Origin of the sequence: Peribacillus simplex, assembly GCF_001542915.1 — a bacterium.
In the GTDB taxonomy this organism is placed as follows: Bacteria; Bacillota; Bacilli; order Bacillales; family DSM-1321; genus Peribacillus; species Peribacillus simplex_B.
The window spans coordinates 24,716-43,811 of sequence record NZ_LNNH01000028.1 but is presented as its reverse complement, the minus strand read 5'-3'; the positions used below and the strand labels follow the sequence as shown (position 1 = coordinate 43,811).

The window sequence follows — 19,096 nt, the reverse complement described above, 5'->3', positions numbered from 1 at the left end:
TCTTGCTATTATGTCTTTATAGGACTATCGAGGCGAAGAGTGGTTTAAATGCCAAGCAATAAGGTTAGTGAGCAAAGACGGTGACAAACAAAAACCCTTGCTGATGAACAAGGGTTTTTGTTTGTCATTGCGAATACCGTGGTGCACGGTTTACGATCTCACTTCATTAAAAAACTGCGGCAAGTCTTCTTTATGAGCTTCGAGCATATCATCCAATATTTTCTTGGCAATGGTGTCCGAAGGCACGAGTGGATTGATCGTCATCGCTACTAACGCTGTTCGATAATCCCCAGTGACGGCCGCTTCTGCAGCCATTCTCTCGAAGGATTTAATTTGCTGGACCAATCCACGAACCGCTACTGGCAGGTCTCCGATGGCAATCGGTTTTGGTCCCTCCTTCGTGATCACACAGCTTATTTCAATCGCCGACTCGTCCGGGATGCTTGCAATGGCACCATTATTCCTTGTATTGACAGGCTGAATGTCCCGCTTATCATTATAAATCGAATTGATGAGGCTGCACGCCGCTTCGCTGTAATACGCTCCGCCCCGCTTTTCCAATTGAGGCGGTTTTACATTCAGTTCTGGATCTTTATACAATTCGAATAAGTCCTTTTCCAGTTGCTGGACCACTTCGGCGCGCGTTCCTTTTGTTACTGAAGACTCCTTTTCCTCGGCAAGCATTTCATCTGTTTTAAAATAATAACGGTGGTAACCACATGGGATAAGGCTGATTCCTTTAATGAAATCACGATCCCAGGCAAAGCCAGCGATATTTTTCATCGTCATTTCATTTTCCGGATTTCCAAGCGCCGTTATCACCTGGTCCTTCACGCTTTTTCCGTCCAGATAAACATCAAGACCGAATACCATATGATTCAACCCGGCAAAATCGACCTGAACCCTGCTGTCATCAACATCAAGCGCTTTGGCAATGCCCATTTTCATTCCGATCGGCACGTTGCATAAGCCCACAACCTTTTTGATCGGACTATATCTTAAGACAGCCTCGGTAACCATTCCAGCTGGATTGGTAAAGTTCACAAGCCAGGCGTCGGGACATAGCTCCTCCATATCTTTGCAAATGTCAAGGATCACCGGTATCGTCCTAAGTCCTTTGAAAAGTCCTCCTGGCCCATTCGTCTCCTGCCCGATCACATCGTATTTCAAAGGGATCCTCTCGTCCTTAGCTCTTGCGTCAAGGAGGCCGACCCGGAATTGGGTCGTGACAAAATCAGCATCCTTCAGTGCCTCTCGCCGGTTGAGGGTAAGATGTATGTCAATGGGCAGACCTGCCTTTTCCACCATTCTTTTCGCAAGATTCCCTACAATGTTCAGTTTGTCCTTTCCTTTGTTTATATCAACAAGCCAGATTTCACGAACTGGAAGCTCGTCATAGCGTTTGATGAAGCCTTCGATCAATTCGGGTGTGTAGCTTGAACCCCCGCCTATTGTCACGATTTTTATCCCTTTTTTCATAACGACACCCCACCATTTTTATTTTTGTCTCATTTCCTGATACATTTTAATCATTTCAGCAACTAAATCACTAATTGTCTCTGCACTCATCATTTGATCTTCTGCATGCATTAGCAGCAATGAAAATTCCACCTTTTGTCCGGAAGCCTCCTGCTGGATAAGCGCTGCATGGGCATGGTGGCCTTCTAGCATATAAGTCCGAGATTCTTTCAGCTTTTCCTCGGCCGCATCATACCGGCCATCCCGCGCTTCATATAAGGCTTCCATTACCAAGCTTTTTGCTGTTCCTACATTACTGATAATCTGAAACGCTACCGCTTCCATTTCTTCCATGGCTATTCCCTTCTTCCTTGTTGCGCGTATGTTTGGTGATGGTGATACAGGGCACCGATCATGCCCGCATCATTGTTCAATTGACAGGCATCGATGCAATCTCCGTTTATATATCCATTTAACGATTCGACCCGCCTTCTTAGCTCAGGAATCAGTTCTTCCCTTACGCTTACAGCTCCTCCAAGCAAGATTTTGCTTGGATTAAAGAGGAAATACAAATTATGTAGTCCGATGGCAAGACTATCATAAAATCGTTCAACCTCTTCCAGTGCGATGGGATCCTGAGCTTCATAGGCTTGAAATATATCCAAACCTGTCAATTCGGCTGCTTGAAGTCCTTTCCGTACGGCATATCGCTCTCTTAAGCCTGTAATCGAACCATTCCAGCTCAATGTATTTTTTAAAGCCGCCCCGCTTTCAATACCATGGGTGATCATGTATCCAAATTCACCGGCCCCAAATGAAACGCCGCGGTATAACCGATCATTGATGAAAACCGCCCCGCCAACACCAGTGCCCACTGTCATGCAGAGGAAATTTTCATGTTCCTTTGCTTTGCCTTTCCATTTCTCGGCAAGGGCGACACAATTCACATCATTTTCGACCGTGACTGGAAGCTTCGTCATTTCTTCCATATAGTTTTTTATGTTGAAGCCATCAAAATCCTTGATGGCTCCTCCTACTTCGATAAATCCCGTTTCGTTGTTGACAAATCCGGGGGCACTGAGGGCGACCCCTCGTAAGCTCGGAAAAAGGGAAACCTTAGCCAATATGGCTTGAAGGATGACTTCCCCGTTATTACGAACCGTTGGAAATGCTCCCTTTTCCAATATGTCCCCGGATTCGGTCAGTAAGCCGTATTTTATTTCTGTTCCGCCTATGTCAAAGGCTAAGTAGTTGGACATGAGCTGCCACCCCCGTAACTCTCTACATATTTTTGATGGTAAAATATAGCCCAGGGCCAAACTTCGATAACTGAAAAACCTGTTTAAGGTGCTTCACCGCTTCCTCGATATTGAGTGGGGTCTTGGCTTCGAAAACCGCTTGGACCCGATTGGCGGATAAAAGGACAGTCTGGATCTGTTCATCTTCGTATTGCGAGAAGAAGTCACTAAGATAAGCTATTTGCCCGCAATTCATTTGAATTCGATAAGTGTTCATTCCTTCTCCTTTCTATGCCGGTAAGTCGTTATTGCTGGATTCCGATGATTGCTGGATGGACGCAGCCTTATTCGAGGCCAGCACAAACGGCAGGTAGACTAGCGTTGAAACGGCAAGGCAAATGAGTCCGATAAACAAGGCCATCCAGTTCCCGCCTGTACCGAAGAAGGCAATCAGCGGACCAGGCGTCGTCCAAGGCACAGCATAGGCAATAGGCGGTATCAGCTTCGTGCTGATCGCGATATAACCAATCAAGATGTTTACAGCAGGTACCAGGATGAAGGGGAAGATCAATATCGGATTAAGGACGACAGGCAATCCAAAAATGATCGGTTCGTTGATGTTAAAGATACCCGGGGCAATGGATAGCTTCCCGATATCACGGTAATCCTGTCTCCTTGATGCAATGAAAATCGCTATGATCAATCCCAAGGTCATGCCAGACCCGCCGTAGTTGGCGAATGCATCATTGATAGCCCACGTGACGGGGTATGGCGCACCCCAAGCCGAGCCATGTGCGGCCACATAGTTAAGGTTTTCGAGGCCTGCCTCAGCAAACATTCCTTCTCTGATCGCCGCGATCGTATTGGGACCATGAATTCCGAATACCCAGAGAAGATTCGACACGATGGCCAAGAGCACCAATGAGAAAATATTCGTCCCCAAGTTTTTCAATGGGGTCTGAATCGCTGCATAAATCAATTCATGTATCCCATTTGGATAGATAGCTAATATGATTGCATTACCGACCGAGAATAAAACCGTAATGATGACGATGGGAAAAAGAACCTTGAACGTTCTTGCGATGGCAGGCGGCACCGATGCAGGCATCGTGATTTGCAGGCGCTTCGACCTGGACAATCGGCTGAAAATCTCACCTACAAGCAAACCGATGATCATGGCTACGAAAAGGCCCTGTGCGCCAACCCATTGGGTGGAAAGAAAACTGGCTCCGTCCACGACGGTATAAGCAGGATAGACGATGAAAAACGTCGAAAGGGCGGTCAATCCGCAAAGAAGGTCATCCGCCTTCATGGCAATCGCTATATTCCTGGCGATCAGAAAAACGATGAAAATGGATAAAATGCTGGTTGAACCATTCAATACTGGTGCAAATACCTGCTGGTAATCTGCTAAATTAGGAAATAACTTATTCAAGAACAGCAGTTTTGCAATGAACCCGTCCGGAGCCAGCACGGCAAAATTCAAGAGAACAATCAATGAACCTGCCAGTGTGATTGGAAAAGCTAAAATAAAAGCATCACGAATCGCGACAATATGTCTTTGCGAATTCAATTTAGCTGCGATAGGAACAAGGGCTTTTTCCATTACACGTTCAAAACCAGCCATGAATCCCATACTATACCCCCTAGAATCTATTTTTTTTTGGTTCTATCCAATCAGCTCTAAAGCACGATCGAGAATCGCACCCCCGTTCATCATTCCATAGGCTCTCATTTCTATGACTTCTACAGGCACCCTTCCTGCTACAATGGAATCCACCTGGGCTTTTTGATAACGGACCTGTGGACCTAATAAGACGACGTCGACTTCCTCCGCGGCTTTTGAACATTCCGATATGGGCAAGGCAACAATATCAATGTCGATGCCCTTCGCTTTGGCAGCATCATTCATTTTATTGACCAGCAAGCTTGTGGACATGCCCGCGGCGCATACCAATAGTATTTTTTTCATCGTTCATTCCTCCTTCAGGGAATTAGGTTGAATATTCTGTAAATTAACTCCATTTGTTTTGATCAATTCCTTATACCAATCGAAACTCTTTTTCTTTATCCGCCGCAGATCTTTTTCACTTTGTTCATCCCTGTTCACATATACGAAACCATAGCGTTTCTTGTACCCGTTCAGCCAGCTTAGAATATCCGTGAATGACCAAGTGCAATAACCGATCAAATCGGCGCCGTCACAGATGGCATCCTGACAGGCCAGTATGTGGCTTTTCAAATATTGAATCCGATAATCATCATCCACTACGTCCCCATCTAGAAGCGTATCATATTCACCCAAGCCGTTTTCCGTAATGAGGATGGGGAGCCTGTATCTGCTGGTGAGCCTGCGAAGACCGATGCGAAGACCGGTCGGATCGATTTCCCAATCCCAATTCGTCGTTTCCAAGTGTGGATTTCGCTTCGACTTGAACAGACCGGGAATCCCGCTTTCCTCTGACGTTCCTTTCTTTCCAGTCGTATTCATGGCTCCCAGTTCGATGCCGTCAAGCGGGTTCATTTCAACGGTACCCGTCCGATAGTAATTGACCCCGATGAAGTCAGGCCTTCCAAAGGCGAGGAGTTCCATATCCCCTTCCAAAATTGTCGGCGCGATACCCTCCCTCTCAAGATATTTCATGCTAATTTTCGGATAGGTCCCCCAGCAATAAACATCCAGCCACCAATGGTTATTAAGATCCTCGGCATTTTCGAATGCAAGGATATTATCCGGCTCGCAAGTATAAGGATAGGTCGGTCCATATGCAAAACTTGGGCCGATCTTGCCGTCGGGTACAAACCTTCTGAACGATTGTATCGCCTTCGCATTTGCCAGGTTAGCGATATGATTGGCTTCGTACATCCTTTTAGGATCCTTCACCCCTGGCGGATGCAGCCCTGTCCGGTATCCTAAGCCAATGAATACATTTTGCTCATTCAAGGTGACCCAATACTTGACCCGCCCCCCAAAGCGCTTGAACAGGGTAATGCAATATTCGTTGAAGTCATGGATGATTTCCCTTGACTCCCAGGCACCATATTCCTCCATTAATGCTTGAGGAACATCCCAATGATAGACCGTCAAAATGGGTTCAATGCCGTATTTTAGCAATTCGTCAATCAAGTCATCGTAAAATTTGAGCCCCGCTTCATTGACGTCCCCTTTTCCTTTTGGATAAATCCTGCTCCAGGCTACGGAAAAGCGATAGGTTTTCAAGCCCATTTCGGCCATCAAGGCAATGTCTTCCCGGTATCGGTGATAGTGGTCGACCGCCACATCCCCGTTCGTACCTTCGTAAGTCGTTCCATCCATTTTGGTGTAAACATCCCAGACGGAAGGACCTTTGCCATCCGCATTCCAAGCTCCTTCCACTTGATAAGCAGCTGATGCAGAACCCCAAAGAAAGTCATCCGGGAAAGATTGTTTCGTTTGATGAATCATTTTTTCACCTCTTTCTACAAAGAATTGTATCCGCTTTCAACATCGTGGTAAATACCATTACTCCTTTCTGTTTTTTGTGCCGCCGGTTGTCATCTGTCACAAAAAAGAAACAGGGTGTTTCCAATCATTTGTAAAGTTCTTTTGCAATTGCCTCTAAAAGGTAAACGACAGGTATTTGTGTCGTTATATTCGATTTGCCGCTGTATTCCTCAGTAACGAAATAAGCTATATTCAAATCGGAAATCCTTGCAATCGTGCTGACCTTATTATTCGTTATGCTGACAATGGTGCTTCCCACTTCTTTGAACCCTTTGATCAGATCCACGATTTCCGATGTTTCTCCAGACACGCTCAAGGCAATTGTCACACTATTACTGGAATACTTCGAATGGATCGGAAAAAAAGGATCCTTAATATAAATGGACGATTTCCCCAGGCTCGAAACGTAGCGTGACCCATATTCGGCCATGATGCCAGAGCTGCCGATGCCCAAAAATATCACACTTTCTGCCTTGGCAATTAATTGTGCGGTTTCTTGGATATATGATTCGAAACTTCCTTTTAACGTCCTTTCGACAAACTCCGATAAAGAATGCTGAGTACTTTTAAGCTTGATAGGCTGTTTTTCGTTCATGAACAATTTAAGCTTCACTTTAAATTCCGAATAACCGGAGCAATCGACCTTCCTGCAAAAACGAAGAATGGTAGAGGTGGAAACATGCGTTTCATCCGCTAGCTCCCTAATTCTCATATAAGCCACCTTCTGGGCATTTTTGGTGATATAACCGTATAAAGAGCATTCCAATTCATTAAAAGATGCAATGGCTTCTCTAGTAAACATATAATTTCCCCTTTTTTGTGTCAGTTGATGACTAAAGTCACAATTTCATTTCCATACTCGTATGTATATTTCGATTTCTATGCCATTTTAACCTTTTATTACTCACATTTGATGATTTATTCGAAAACAGCTTCCCTTAATGGTTGAAAATGAAAAAAGCCATGCACTAGGTGGGCCATCGCTTTTTTCATAGCGACAGGGTCCTTATATCATCCTGCTAGATTATTAGCTTGTAAAGGATATGTCGATTAGATCCGTAATCGTGAACGTGATTCATCCCTGTTTTTTTACGATCGATCATATCGTAATGTTGCCCAAGGCGCCAAGCCACTCCGCACAACCGAACGTAACATGATGCCAAATGGCTGCTACTGAATGATCATCGGTCATCTGTTTTTCCCCACTTTTTACAAGTTCGTTCCGCTTGAATTCCAAGCTGTTACACTTTCAAACAACGCAAACCATGATATAGGCGAACCCTTTTTCGCAGATGAATGGGTGAATGCTGAATGCACCGACTAGATGACAGACCATTTGTTAATGAAATCATAATTAGCAAGTTAACGATAATCGGAAATGATCTTACCATCTTTTGTTCCACGCAGATCCTAAAATATGAATCCCCGCTTTCGCATCGCGAACGTGAAAAGGACAGCACACTGAGTCAGCATGCTGTCCTTTAGATAGGTCATGATATTCCTTTAACACGAATAACAACCAAGTGTTTCTTCTCGCTTTACCTAGTATAGGTCGTTAGATGAAGCTCAAATCCTTCATTCCGTTTTCGATGACAATTCCTGTCACGATTTTCAACACACCCAGGGCATCATTTAGATTGACCAATTCTACGGGAGAGTGGGAGTATCTTCGCGGCGTTGCCACCACTCCCACTGGTATGCCTTTATTCGCTGATGTCAAACTTGCTGCATCAGTCGTATAGCCGTCCCCGATTAGAGTAATGGTTTGCAAGGGGATACTTGCTTTCATTGCCTGCTCTTCAACGATTTCCCTAACTTTGGGATGGATATAGTTAAAAGCCATGCCACCTCTTACACCATCAGCAATCGGGCAGGCTGGGCCCGCACCGAGGTAGACGGGAAGGGATATTTCCGTATCTATATCCGGTGTATCACCGGCCGGGATCGTGTCTAGAACAATGGCATAATCAGGTTCGATAGCATTTCCTGCCATTACGGCACCCTGGAGGCCGACTTCTTCTTGGACCGTTACGACCCCGAACAGCTTACCGGCAAATTCAACCCCTTGCAGTTCTTTAAATAGCTCGATCAAGATTGCACAGTGAATTCTATTATCGACGGATTTAGTGGAAACAAGATCTTTATCGGCCATTTCCATAAAATCGCTTTGAAATACGATGGGGTCCCCTATTCTTATTCCAAGTCCTTCCACCTCTACCCGAGAGGAAGCCCCGACATCTATGTAACATTCACGTGTTGTTTTGACCCGCATACTTTCCTCGGGAGTTTGCATATGACCTGCCTTGATTCCGATTATGCCTGGTAATTTCCGTGTCGTGATCCAGACTTTCCTTCCCAGCAATAATTGATCGGAAACTCCTCCTACCTTATCGAACATGATAAAACCATTCGGTAAGATATTTTTCACGCAAAAACCTACTTCATCGGAATGACTCGAAATCATCACTTTGGGTCCTGGACCGTTGCCGTTTTTTATCGCGATTACATTCCCATTTCGATCCACCTTTACCTCATCCGCTAATGGCAGCAACCTCTCCTGCATATATTTAACGACTTCTTGCTCAGAACCAGAAACGCCTACTAATCCAGTTAACTCTCTTAATGACTCTTTGATTCTTTCTTTCACTGCTTCATCCTTGAGTGAGTGTCCGATTCTTTTTTCGATCATGTCGGCATTTTTCATCTAAATTCCTCCCTTTGTATACGATTGGTACTTCATTGGATTCCATTTATCGGATATGGATCCTTTATACCCATCATGTTCAGTGATATCCGTTAAATGGTTGGAGAACTTTTCATGTCTGAAGATACCGGTAGCTTTTTAGTGAAATAACTGACGACCAGCATGAAAAATATATTTATGCTCAAAGCAATGATGCCGACATTCAAATCCTTCATTACTTGTGGTAATAAGGGAAGCAAAGTGCCTATGGTGGCATTTGTAATCGTCATGTATGCAACAGTGATGACTCCTGCCATCATGCCGGCAGCCGCTCCTTGTTTCGTGACCATATTATTCTTCGCCAGGCTAAAGAGGACTGCCGGGAACAATTGAGTGATAAAGCTATAGGCCATAAGGAGAAGGGTTACGATGGAGTTGCCTCCATTGAATGTAAAATAGACGCAAATAAGTGAAATGACAGGTACCAGCATTTTGGAAGTTGTGGAAATTTGCCTTTCGGTAGCTAGGGGCCAAACCACTTTATATACGTTCTTGGATAATGATACGGATGCTGTCATCAAAAGCATGGAGCCAGGAACCAAAGCCGTCAATAAGCCTGCGGCGCCAATCACCCCGACGAACCAAGGATCGAACGTTTGGATGGATACACGCAGGAGTGCGAGGTCTGTATCCGCTCCTTGCAAACCAGGCACTTGCTTGATCGCCGCAAATCCTACAAAAAAGACGAATAATAGCATCAAAGTATAGAGTGGGGTTATAACGGCATTTTTACGAATCGCTTTAGGGCTGGATGCCGTATACGTGGCTACAAAAAGATGCGGCCACATTAACCCGCCAATGCTCGTCATCACCACGGTGGATATGAACCAAGACACACCAAGGCCGCTATCAGGCAGCTTGAGAAAATCCGGATTGGTCGCCTGGATTTCTCTAAACATCGGTTCTATTCCACCGTAGTAATGAAAAGGAATATAGATCCCAATAAATAGAACCACCCCAAATATTAATATGTCTTTGATTATCGCGGTCATCGCAGATCCGTGAATACCTGAAATCATCACATAAACTGTCACGGAAATGACGCCGATCCAAGTCGCGGCAGTAGGGGAAATGGCCCCATATGATGCTTCGGAGACAATGATGCCAAGGCCCTTCAGTTGAAGGACAATGTAGGGAATCATCGATATGACGCCAATAAGGGCAGTGATGATCCCTAAAAAGGAACTATTATACTTACTTGCAAAGAAATCCGATTGAGACACCAGTCCATGAACCTTTGCATATTTCCAGACATTTGGATACATCCAATAAAAAATGCAGTAAATAAGGCTTAAATAGGCGATGATATAAAAGGCAGGTCCACCCTTTCCATATGCCCATGAACTGGCCCCGAGAAATGTGAACGTTGTATACGATTCTCCCGCCATCAAAAGGAAAACCAAAATCGTTCCAAATCCCCTTCCGCCAACGGCCCATTGCTCAAGATTCATTTCCTTTCCTTTTTTTGCATTTATTCCGATGTATACAACGAGTAGGAGAAAACCAAACAGCACAAAGAGCGAGGCGTTCATTCCATGTCACCGCCTTCACGATTGGCGGGGTCCAGTTTAAAAACGATCGCCATGATTATGGATGTTAGAACCACCCATAAAACGATCCAAAACATGATGAACGGCAATCCAAGTACAAACGGTTCTACACGATTAACAAAAGGGAGAGAAAAAAGCATTCCGAGAAAGGGAATCATACTTAAATAATGGCCCAACTTCATTGCGCAACACTCCTTCATATTAAATTCGATTAATCGGTATGGAAAAAGTCGAATTGGAAAATTTCCATCATGCAGCGGCAAGGGAACGGCGGACTATAATGGATAGCCACGATCCTTGTATCCCGGATTACACATCTACCTCCTGCTTTCCGACGTTTTGCAGTTCATTTTGGGCTATCGGCTTCACCTCCTCTCATCGTGTTCATTCAAGGTAGCGATAGGGATATAAGGAACTTGAACACCGCTTTACCTTTTACGTTTGTTCATGGACATGCCGTAAAAGGGGACCATCGACTGTACGGAATAAGAGTGCCTTTCCCTCACAGCTGGCATATTCAAGCAATGAAACGGCACCTTCTTTCATTTCCAATTGAACATCGATCCGAACAGGAAGTTTCATCAACGTATTTACGATTTCCCTAGCGGCACCAGGGGTGAAGACTTCGGAAAATCGAATGACCATATCGATATCGCTTTTCGAGGTGACGGTTTCTCTTCCTGTTGCCAGCTCGAAACCGACACTCCCAGTCGGTCCCCACAAAACCGAATACTGTTCCATTAAATCACTGACTGGCTCCAAACATTGAAAAATCCTGCTCGAATGCTGCCGCCAGCCTTTTTCCTGTGCCAATTGCTCGGGAGAGATTCGATTCATGACGGATTCAATGGGGAAAAATGCAGCGAATCGTTCCTTTCTTTCAAACCCGCGCACCCCCACCGCCACCTGGCCATTGGGTGCACGGGAACGGCGCACGACGACGTATGGGGATATCGCAAGTGATGACTCCGCCCAATGTGGCATAGGGGCATGGGTGATTACATCACCGATTCCTTTAATCCGTAACAAGTCATGTGGATTTAGCTCCATTGGTCCATCAGCTTTTCTCTCACTAAAATGGATGCCGCCCGTCCACCTGATTGAGCCAATCGAGAAGTTAATCGAACACGTAAATCTCTGGATCCATCCTGCTCTATGTCTTGAATTGCCATGAGGATCTCTTTTTGCAGGACATCGCGGTCATTTTCACCAGGATCGTCGGCATTCAATCCATCCACCAATGAATGCAGGGCTCCAAGCTGTTCGAATGATTCAATATCATAAGCCATTGCGGGCACCTTTTTCGCCGCAGCCTCCAATTCGTCGATGCTTCTATTCGTAATGCGTGCTGCAGATTGCTTTGACATGACATGTACATTCACACCTGGATCACGAAGGGCAATTAATCGCTGTGCCTGCATCCCATGTGATAGAAAAGCACCGGATATGGCTTTACCGGGAATGAAGGAAATGACGGGGTGACCTTCCAAACGGGCGGTGACATAAGCATCAACGGCAGCTGCACAAGATTGATGGATGCCCAGCAATTCTTCGAGATGCCCGTATGCCTGGCTGGGAACATCGACGATTGCTACGATCGCTCGCTTTTCTCCATTTCGATCTGCTTCGATCGCTTCCCGAACATGTTTCGCAATCGCCCACCCCTCCTGAAGGCCCACCTCGCCATGCCTAACTCTTGGAAAGCGGTTTTTAGCATCAGGCACTACGGTGATATAGCGAACCTTTTTCGTACCAATGAAAGCATCGGAAACCCTAACGGAAGGAATATCGCCTATTTCCGGGGCATCGGCGGTTAGCAGATCAAACCACGTCTGTCCGCGGCTGGTGGATTTTTCTCCGTGTATGTCAGCTTTTTGCTTAGTCAGGGAACCAGAAATGAATGGTTTCCATGTTTCCTGTACATCTTCAGGAGTTAATCGCTTTGCTGGATTGATTGTCTTTAAAAATGCACCGTGCCGCTTCACCTGAATGGACCTTTGATCAGTAACCATGTCCCCATTCATTATGGAAAGAACGGCATCTTTAACTGCTTCCGTATCATCATCGATCAATAAATCCGCCAAACCTGAAGACCTACGCTGATCACCGCCCATCGTACCCCAAATTAACGGCCTGTCTTTCGAATCGAATTCCCGGATACCCGCTTCCTGCTCGATCACCTCAGGCCCATTCAACCCAAGTCGGCCTTCTCTTGTCATGATGATGGCACTGCAAAGGCCAGCTGTAATCGACATCCCGCCGAATGCGCCAATTCCTCCGGGAATGAGGGCGATGACAGGAACATGGCGGCGAATGGCAACAATGGCTGAACCAATTTCGGCAATCGAGAGCAAACCATAATTGGCTTCCTGCAGTCTCACTCCTCCTGTATCCAAAATTAGGATTGGAACCGTCTTCGTTCCAGCTTCGCACTCATTTAATGCCAGCTCGAGCGAACCAGCGATTTTTGCACCAGATACCTCGCCGATGCCCCCGCCTTGAAATTTCCCTTCAATGGAAATCACGAGTGCCTCATGTCCATTAACGGTACCTTTCACTACAATGACCCCATCATCACTTTGCGGGACGATTCCTTGTTGCTCTAGATGTGGTGACTCCATTCCGTCGAATGGGCCAAGAAGTTCTTTACCTGTTCCAGCATCCAGTAATTTCATCGCTCTCTCTCGTCCACTGCATTCCACAAAACTGTTAGTTAATTTTTGAATCATGGAAGCTCACCTCCAGTGCCTGCGCAAGGCGGATAGCGACAACCCCCGGCGTTGCACCAAAGTCATTGATTTTCACTTTGGCGGCGAAATCATGCTGCGTGAAGAAGCGATGAATGACAGCTTTCCATGTATCTTGGTAACCCATTATTCCCGTTCTTATGATCACTTCCGCCTGCAGGACATCGCTCGGTTCCATCATCACTTCCAAATCACCCGATCCGACTACTCCAACATGCGCTGAAGCGGCAATTTTTCTAGTGGCAGGAAATGTGTATGTGATCTTTTCCAATTGAAGCACCTCCTAATATGTGCAGCCAAATGCATTTTGCACCTCAGCCTCGATTCTATTTGGTTCGAGCTTGTCTAAGAACAGCGTAGCAGCCAGCAGGTCGGCGCTTCCGCCAGGAGAGATATCATGGAGCATGAACTCTTCATTAAGGGAATCCAGCCCTTCAAGTCTCCCAGTCGATAAAATTTCGGCAGACCGCTTCTTAGCAAATAGGAGCGCCCCGCGACCTCCCCGATGCAAAATGCAAGTATCATCCAAAACGGAAATTAACGCTAAAAGTGAATGAAGCCGCGCCTCATTTTCGGGCAACCCGTTAGCTCTAGAACGGTGCAGCATGGGCAAGGATACGTTCCTGATATGAGGGAATTCTCGCTGGGCTTCCCCTCTTGCGCCAAGTACCCCGTATTTTTTTTGGGCCATCATGCCATTGGTGACAGTGATGGAAGAATGACAGTCTGGATATCTTGCCGTTTCCCCAGCAAGTGCAAGGACTTCTTTAATGGTATGGCTGCCCGTTCCCATCGCGGCCGCTGAAACGAGCAGGCCCATCGCCCAAATCGCTCCTTTATGCGTATTGACGCCCCCGGTCGCTTTGAACATGCACGTTTCGCCTTCACGGCCGATCGTAGCAATTTCTCTTCTTAATGAAAGGGAAGGGGATCTTCCATGGCTTATATAGGCGATGCGTGCAAAGGTTTCTTGAAGTGATAAAGCCGATTTTCTCATAAGGTGAATGGACAAATCTTGGTGTGATCCATCATTGTCCAGATCGACGAGGCCTGGTTTTGGAGTCAGCTCGACTTCTTCCATTAAAGAAAGAATCGCTGCTTCAGCTAACCAGCTGGACACTGCCGCCTTTTCCTTGCTCACTATGACACCTCCCGGTTACCAGATTTTAAACTTATCCGGCGGTTCATATAACCCATCGGACCACTGAACGAGTTCCTCGATATTTTTTGCGGCAAGCAATGAACGTTTTGCCTCCGATCTTCGTATGTTCAAATCTTCTGGAAGGGCAACCAATCCTTCACGCCGCAAGTTTTCGGTTTTCTTGGGATCATGCATCATGCCGACTGGTGTAACCCCTGCAATCGCAGCAATGGCCTCTCTCCTTTTTTCCATGCTGTCCGCTTTGTATAAATAAGCGATGCCTTCCTCCGTCACTACATGTGTGACATCATCGCCATAAATCATCACCGGCGCTATCGCAAGGCCGGTTTCTTTTTTTACGTCTATCGCATCCAATGATTCAACGAATATAGGTTTGTGCCCCGATTGGAAGGTTTCGACCACTTGTACAACCAATTTCTTTCCGCGGGCGAGCGGATCATCGGAAGTCATCATGTTTAACCAAGCCGGAGTGGAATGCCTCCGCCCTCCTGGATCATGTCCCATATTCGGTGCGCCTCCGTAACCGGCCAGCCGTCCCCGTGTTACAGTGGAAGAATTACCGTCCTTGTCCATTTGCAGGGTCGAACCGATGAATAAGTCGACTGCATATTGCCCTGCCATCTGCGACAGTGCCCTGTTCGATCGCAGGCTGCCATCACGGCCGGTAAAAAAAACATCTCTGCGGGCTGCCACATATTTCTCCATACCGACTTCCCCCCCAAAACAGTGAATGCTGTCGATCCAGCCGCTTTCAATGGCCGGAATGAGTGTCGGGTGGGGATTCAACGCCCAATGCTTGCATATTTTGCCCTTCAAACCTAGTGATTCCCCATAGGTAGGGAGCAGCAATTCAATGGCTGCCGTGTTATATCCAATCCCATGATTCAAAGATTGAACTTCATGCTTTTCATAAATGCCGCGAATGACCATCATCGCCTGCAAAATTTGAATATCGGTAATATGCCGGGGATCACGTGTGAATAATGGTTCAAGTTGGTAGGGAGTAGTAGCGACTACAATATAATCAATCCAAGAAGCAGGTATATCGACACGTGGCAACTCATCTGTGAGTTCATTTACCTGAACGATGACAATTCCATCCCGAAATGCGGTCGCTTCAATGATGGTGGGGGTTTCTTCTGTATTGGGGCCGGTGTAAAGATTCCCATGTCGGTCCGCTTTATCCGCAGCTACCAGCGCAACGGCAGGAATCAAATCAATGAAAAGCCGTCCATATAGTTCGACATATGTATGCAGCTCACCAATGTTCAATTTCCCATCCTCAAGCATTTGAGCAATCCGGAGACTTTGCGGGCCGGCAAAGGAAAAATCGATTTTTTTTGCAATCCCCCGTTCAAAAAGGTCCAAATGCTCCGGTCTGGATATGCTGGACATAATCATGTGCAGGTCGAACAATTCCTTTTCATTCACATTGGCAAGGGCTTCGGAAAGGAAGGAGGCCTGCTTTTGATTATTCCCTTCAAGCACTACACGATCATGGGGCCTGATAAGCTTTTCCAACACATCTACGATCCGATCGGTCGGAATCATCATCCCATTGACGAGATCCTTCACATTGTCCATCCGTTTTTTCTTTTGCTCAAGCCTTTTAGACCATGATCGTTTTTGCTTGACTACCTGATTCATCGATTCCATCATTTCATTCCCCTCTCTAGTATTTTGCTGTTTCATGCTTGACGATGAACAGACAATCATCAAATCCGTTTTCTGTTGTTGACATGATCCTGGCATCGGGTAACGCTCTCGCGGCTAGACGAGACAAAACATTGCCCGGAGGCATTTCAATGAATAATCGTGTTCCATTTTCGAATAAAACGGTAGACATATCATGCCACTGGACAGGATAGGAGATGCCTTCAGCCAGATCCCGGCGAATGGCTTCAGCTTCGAACAACAGCCGGGCCCTTCGGTTGCCTGCGTACGGAATTAATGGACGATAGAACGGGATATCATGTAGGGCTTCGCCTAGTTCTGCCGTAACGTTTGAAAGGAGCGGACAATGGGAGGGTACGGGTACATTCAACAGCGATACACTGCAGGCACCTTTCTCTCTCGCTTCGTTTAAAATCTTTTGAATAGCGGAAATGGCACCTGATAACGTGATTTGATCCGGAGCGTTCTTGTTCGAAATGTATACCGGGTATTGTTCATCATGGTGTTTGCTGACAAGTGACTGCAGGATTCCTGCCGTCATTCCGGTAACCACGCCCATGCCATATCCTTGTGGATAGGCCCGCTCCATAAGTTCACCTCGGAGCTTGACGATGTTTATGGCATCTTTGAAGTCGATGGCGCCGGCTGCAACAGCCGCACTGAAAGCGCCGACTGAATGGCCAGCGACAAAATCGGGGAAAACGCCTTCGGCTTCAAATGCCCTGAAACCAGCAATACTTGCTGTCAATAGGGAAATCTGGACGGAAGTGGTCGAGGAAAGTGACTCCTTTGTGTGATGAAGAAAAACGTTTTCATCCAATGCTTCACTTGCTGCAAGGAGCACTTCCTTGACTGCATGGCCACCTGGAAGTTCCAGAAATAGCCCGGGTTTTTGGGAACCTTGTCCAGGAAACAAAAATGCAACCTTCACAAAGCCCTCCTCCTTTCAAATTCAAGTGCCTATTATCGAAGCTTTTTTTGAATGCTGGAAATCACATCTATATTATGTTTTTGCAACAAAATCGATAAGTCCGTCATATTTTGTTCATTTAGCAATTGGAGGATGGTTTCATGCTCATCAATCGATTTTTCGATGTTTCCTTCATTGGCAAATGAAAGACTTTGGATCCTTAATAGCGGCCAGCCAAGTCGGGAATACATGGCTTTGATCGTTTCACTTTTACTCATCTTGATCAGGCACATATGGAAGGAGTGGTTCAATTGCGTATACGATTGGATATCATTTGTTTTCTTCATGTCTGTAAGAAGCTGACTCATTTCCATTAGCAGCTCTGGACTTGTTCCATGCTTCTTGATCCGTTCCATCGCCATATTCTCTAACATGTTCCGAATTTCGAGCAAATCGTATATTTCATTTTCGGTATATTCTTTTACAATGGCGCCTTTACGGGGGATTCTTTCCACCAATCCTTCAATGGTCAGTAAATATATCGCCTCACGGACAGGTGCTCTGCTCGTGCCGTATTCTTGGGCATAATTGAGTTCAACCAATTTTTCTCCTGGTTTGAGGATGCCGGTTATGATTTGTTCTGAAATGTGTTCGGCAATGGCTTTGGATAATGCGTTATTCAATAATTTAGTTGAACCCATGCTGCTCCCTCGCTTTCGAAATACTGTCGACTGTCGGTTTAATTATACAAATAATTAATTGATAATTCAATGTTTTCTGTTAATTAACTAGGTAATTTCTGTCATTTGATGTTGAATTCCATCCACCGAGAAAAATGTCAGACATACATGAAGGATATGGACAGGAATTGGAGCGCAGTATTCCCAAAGGTATGACTGTTCGTTCTGGTTCACGGCGCAGATAAAGAATGGTGTCCCTGCGGTTTCGTTTCCTTTATTCAATGGCTATGACAGACACCATGTTTAGCGAATATAAACCTCAACAATCATTTTTTGGAACCACCTCCTTTCAAGGGATAATATCCATAATGATGAACTTTGTCCGTCTTCAAATTCATCAAGGATGAAAAACAGCAGAAAAATAAATGCCTGTCCCTTTTCACGAAATGGGACAGGCATTTATTTTGGGAAGTGTGTTTCTGTCTTCACCTGGCCGCCTCTGATGACACCTTCGATTAAAAGTGCTTCAATACCTGGCTGCCGAGCTATTTTAACATCTTACATATTTGCGTTTAAAACCAAGCCTGCCTCTTTGAATTTCTTTTTCAATACTGTCAGAAGCATGTAGGTAACTGTTTTTCTTCTTATCTCGTTTAACTTCTACTGTCCCAACCGTCTTTGCGGTTTCGACTGCCTTTTCATGAAGGGGCAAATAGGAAATGCCCACATTGTATAGGAAATTATTCATAGCGGATTTCGTTCGTTCAGGCGAATCATGAATAAAATCTTTCACGATATCAAGCATATTGGAAATCTTTATCTCGGAAAATTCATCGTCTTGACGATTGCCTAAAAGCCAGCAATAGCAACTCCAGCCCGCTGACATTCTCAGCTCATCGCCGCTTGAGATCCATTTGTCTGCAATATCTTGTGCAAGATCTGATTCCGATAAGGTGACGGCCACCACATTGTCGGAAAGCATATAAAAATACGCTCCATCCATCCAACGATTAAAATCTGATTCATTCATGGCTTTTGGATCTGCAATAATGCCTGCAAAGTACATCGCATCGTAGTTACCTGTAGCATAAAGCTCATCAGCTAAACGTTGATTTATTTTTATTTTCTTTGCAAGTGGCTTCATCGCACCAGTGGCCACGCCAAAAAGCGGCTCGTGAGCACCATTGGATATATACATTTTTTTCGTACGTTCCTTACTGAGTGCTTCTAGCTCCTGCATAACTATATTGAAATCCATAGTTTTGTACGTCCTTTCTTAATTAGTTCCTGGTTAATTGTAAACAACTTTTTTCACTATCAAGTCTTCAACACTTCTCCATTTTACCATTATTCTAATAGAAACATCCTACATCTTCCGTACACAAACAAACACCTATCCCTCTGGACAAAGCAGCTTCACATCTCTTATCCTTCTGTAATTATGTAACCA

The 19,096-nt window shown here is 45.5% G+C and carries 19 protein-coding genes; all 19 read right to left on the bottom strand.

The genetic code is table 11. From position 1 onward, the window contains the following. Positions 1 to 150: 150 nt before the first annotated feature. The 19 genes from AS888_RS14390 to AS888_RS14300 all read right to left on the bottom strand — a co-directional run bounded on the left by AS888_RS14390 (position 151) and on the right by AS888_RS14300 (position 18,904). Positions 151 to 1,479: a 6-phospho-beta-glucosidase gene (locus AS888_RS14390; protein WP_061142843.1), complete on the bottom strand. Its 1,329-nt coding sequence runs from the start codon at positions 1,477 to 1,479 to the stop codon at positions 151 to 153. An 18-nt stretch (positions 1,480 to 1,497) separates the two neighbouring features. Then, positions 1,498 to 1,812: a PTS sugar transporter subunit IIA gene (locus AS888_RS14385; RefSeq protein ID WP_061142842.1), complete on the bottom strand. Its 315-nt coding sequence runs from the start codon at positions 1,810 to 1,812 to the stop codon at positions 1,498 to 1,500. Between the two features lie 2 nt (positions 1,813 to 1,814). Continuing rightward, on the bottom strand, positions 1,815 to 2,717 hold the full coding sequence (locus AS888_RS14380; RefSeq protein WP_061142841.1) for an ROK family protein: 903 nt from the start codon (positions 2,715 to 2,717) through the stop codon (positions 1,815 to 1,817). Between the two features lie 22 nt (positions 2,718 to 2,739). Then, positions 2,740 to 2,952 carry a hypothetical protein gene (locus AS888_RS14375; protein ID WP_221408609.1) on the bottom strand — a complete coding sequence of 71 codons (213 nt, stop codon included), beginning with the start codon at positions 2,950 to 2,952 and terminating at the stop codon, positions 2,740 to 2,742. 33 nt (positions 2,953 to 2,985) lie between these two features. Next, complete coding sequence (locus AS888_RS14370; RefSeq protein WP_061142839.1) at positions 2,986 to 4,332, bottom strand: PTS sugar transporter subunit IIC; 1,347 nt, start codon at positions 4,330 to 4,332, stop codon at positions 2,986 to 2,988. A 33-nt stretch (positions 4,333 to 4,365) separates the two neighbouring features. Further along, the gene (locus AS888_RS14365) at positions 4,366 to 4,668 is read right to left on the bottom strand and encodes a PTS sugar transporter subunit IIB (protein ID WP_061142838.1); all 303 of its coding nucleotides are present in this window, start codon (positions 4,666 to 4,668) and stop codon (positions 4,366 to 4,368) included. A 3-nt stretch (positions 4,669 to 4,671) separates the two neighbouring features. Then, positions 4,672 to 6,141 carry a glycoside hydrolase family 1 protein gene (locus AS888_RS14360; RefSeq protein WP_061142837.1) on the bottom strand — a complete coding sequence of 490 codons (1,470 nt, stop codon included), beginning with the start codon at positions 6,139 to 6,141 and terminating at the stop codon, positions 4,672 to 4,674. Between the two features lie 124 nt (positions 6,142 to 6,265). Next, positions 6,266 to 6,982, bottom strand: coding sequence for a MurR/RpiR family transcriptional regulator (locus tag AS888_RS14355; protein ID WP_061142836.1), 717 nt, complete (start codon positions 6,980 to 6,982; stop codon positions 6,266 to 6,268). Positions 6,983 to 7,735: 753 nt separating this feature from the next. Further along, positions 7,736 to 8,884, bottom strand: a complete 1,149-nt coding sequence (locus AS888_RS14350) for a M42 family metallopeptidase (RefSeq protein ID WP_260320216.1) — start codon at positions 8,882 to 8,884, stop codon at positions 7,736 to 7,738. Between the two features lie 92 nt (positions 8,885 to 8,976). After that, positions 8,977 to 10,455, bottom strand: a complete 1,479-nt coding sequence (locus AS888_RS14345; RefSeq protein ID WP_061142835.1) for a sodium:solute symporter family protein — start codon at positions 10,453 to 10,455, stop codon at positions 8,977 to 8,979. After that, on the bottom strand, positions 10,452 to 10,655 hold the full coding sequence (locus AS888_RS14340; protein ID WP_061142834.1) for a DUF3311 domain-containing protein: 204 nt from the start codon (positions 10,653 to 10,655) through the stop codon (positions 10,452 to 10,454). Before AS888_RS14340 ends, AS888_RS14345 begins: the two co-directional genes overlap by 4 nt. A gap of 253 nt (positions 10,656 to 10,908) precedes the next feature. After that, entirely contained in the window at positions 10,909 to 11,523 is a 615-nt protein-coding gene (locus tag AS888_RS14335; protein ID WP_061142833.1) for a malonate decarboxylase holo-ACP synthase, read from the bottom strand. Beyond that, positions 11,514 to 13,202 carry a biotin-independent malonate decarboxylase subunit beta gene (locus AS888_RS14330; RefSeq protein WP_061142832.1) on the bottom strand — a complete coding sequence of 563 codons (1,689 nt, stop codon included), beginning with the start codon at positions 13,200 to 13,202 and terminating at the stop codon, positions 11,514 to 11,516. The genes AS888_RS14335 and AS888_RS14330 overlap by 10 nt, the downstream gene beginning before the upstream one ends. Further along, positions 13,183 to 13,491, bottom strand: coding sequence for a malonate decarboxylase subunit delta (locus tag AS888_RS14325; RefSeq protein WP_061142831.1), 309 nt, complete (start codon positions 13,489 to 13,491; stop codon positions 13,183 to 13,185). Before AS888_RS14325 ends, AS888_RS14330 begins: the two co-directional genes overlap by 20 nt. A gap of 12 nt (positions 13,492 to 13,503) precedes the next feature. Then, on the bottom strand, positions 13,504 to 14,361 hold the full coding sequence (locus AS888_RS14320; protein ID WP_081092454.1) for a triphosphoribosyl-dephospho-CoA synthase: 858 nt from the start codon (positions 14,359 to 14,361) through the stop codon (positions 13,504 to 13,506). Between the two features lie 15 nt (positions 14,362 to 14,376). Next, positions 14,377 to 16,029, bottom strand: a complete 1,653-nt coding sequence (gene mdcA, locus AS888_RS14315) for a malonate decarboxylase subunit alpha (protein WP_061143001.1) — start codon at positions 16,027 to 16,029, stop codon at positions 14,377 to 14,379. Positions 16,030 to 16,054: 25 nt separating this feature from the next. Continuing rightward, a complete protein-coding gene (locus AS888_RS14310) occupies positions 16,055 to 16,987 on the bottom strand; it encodes an ACP S-malonyltransferase (RefSeq protein WP_061142830.1) in 933 nt (310 codons plus the stop codon). 32 nt (positions 16,988 to 17,019) lie between these two features. Continuing rightward, on the bottom strand, positions 17,020 to 17,667 hold the full coding sequence (locus AS888_RS14305) for a GntR family transcriptional regulator (RefSeq protein ID WP_061142829.1): 648 nt from the start codon (positions 17,665 to 17,667) through the stop codon (positions 17,020 to 17,022). 529 nt (positions 17,668 to 18,196) lie between these two features. Beyond that, complete coding sequence (locus AS888_RS14300; RefSeq protein WP_061142828.1) at positions 18,197 to 18,904, bottom strand: DNA alkylation repair protein; 708 nt, start codon at positions 18,902 to 18,904, stop codon at positions 18,197 to 18,199. Positions 18,905 to 19,096: the final 192 nt, after the last annotated feature.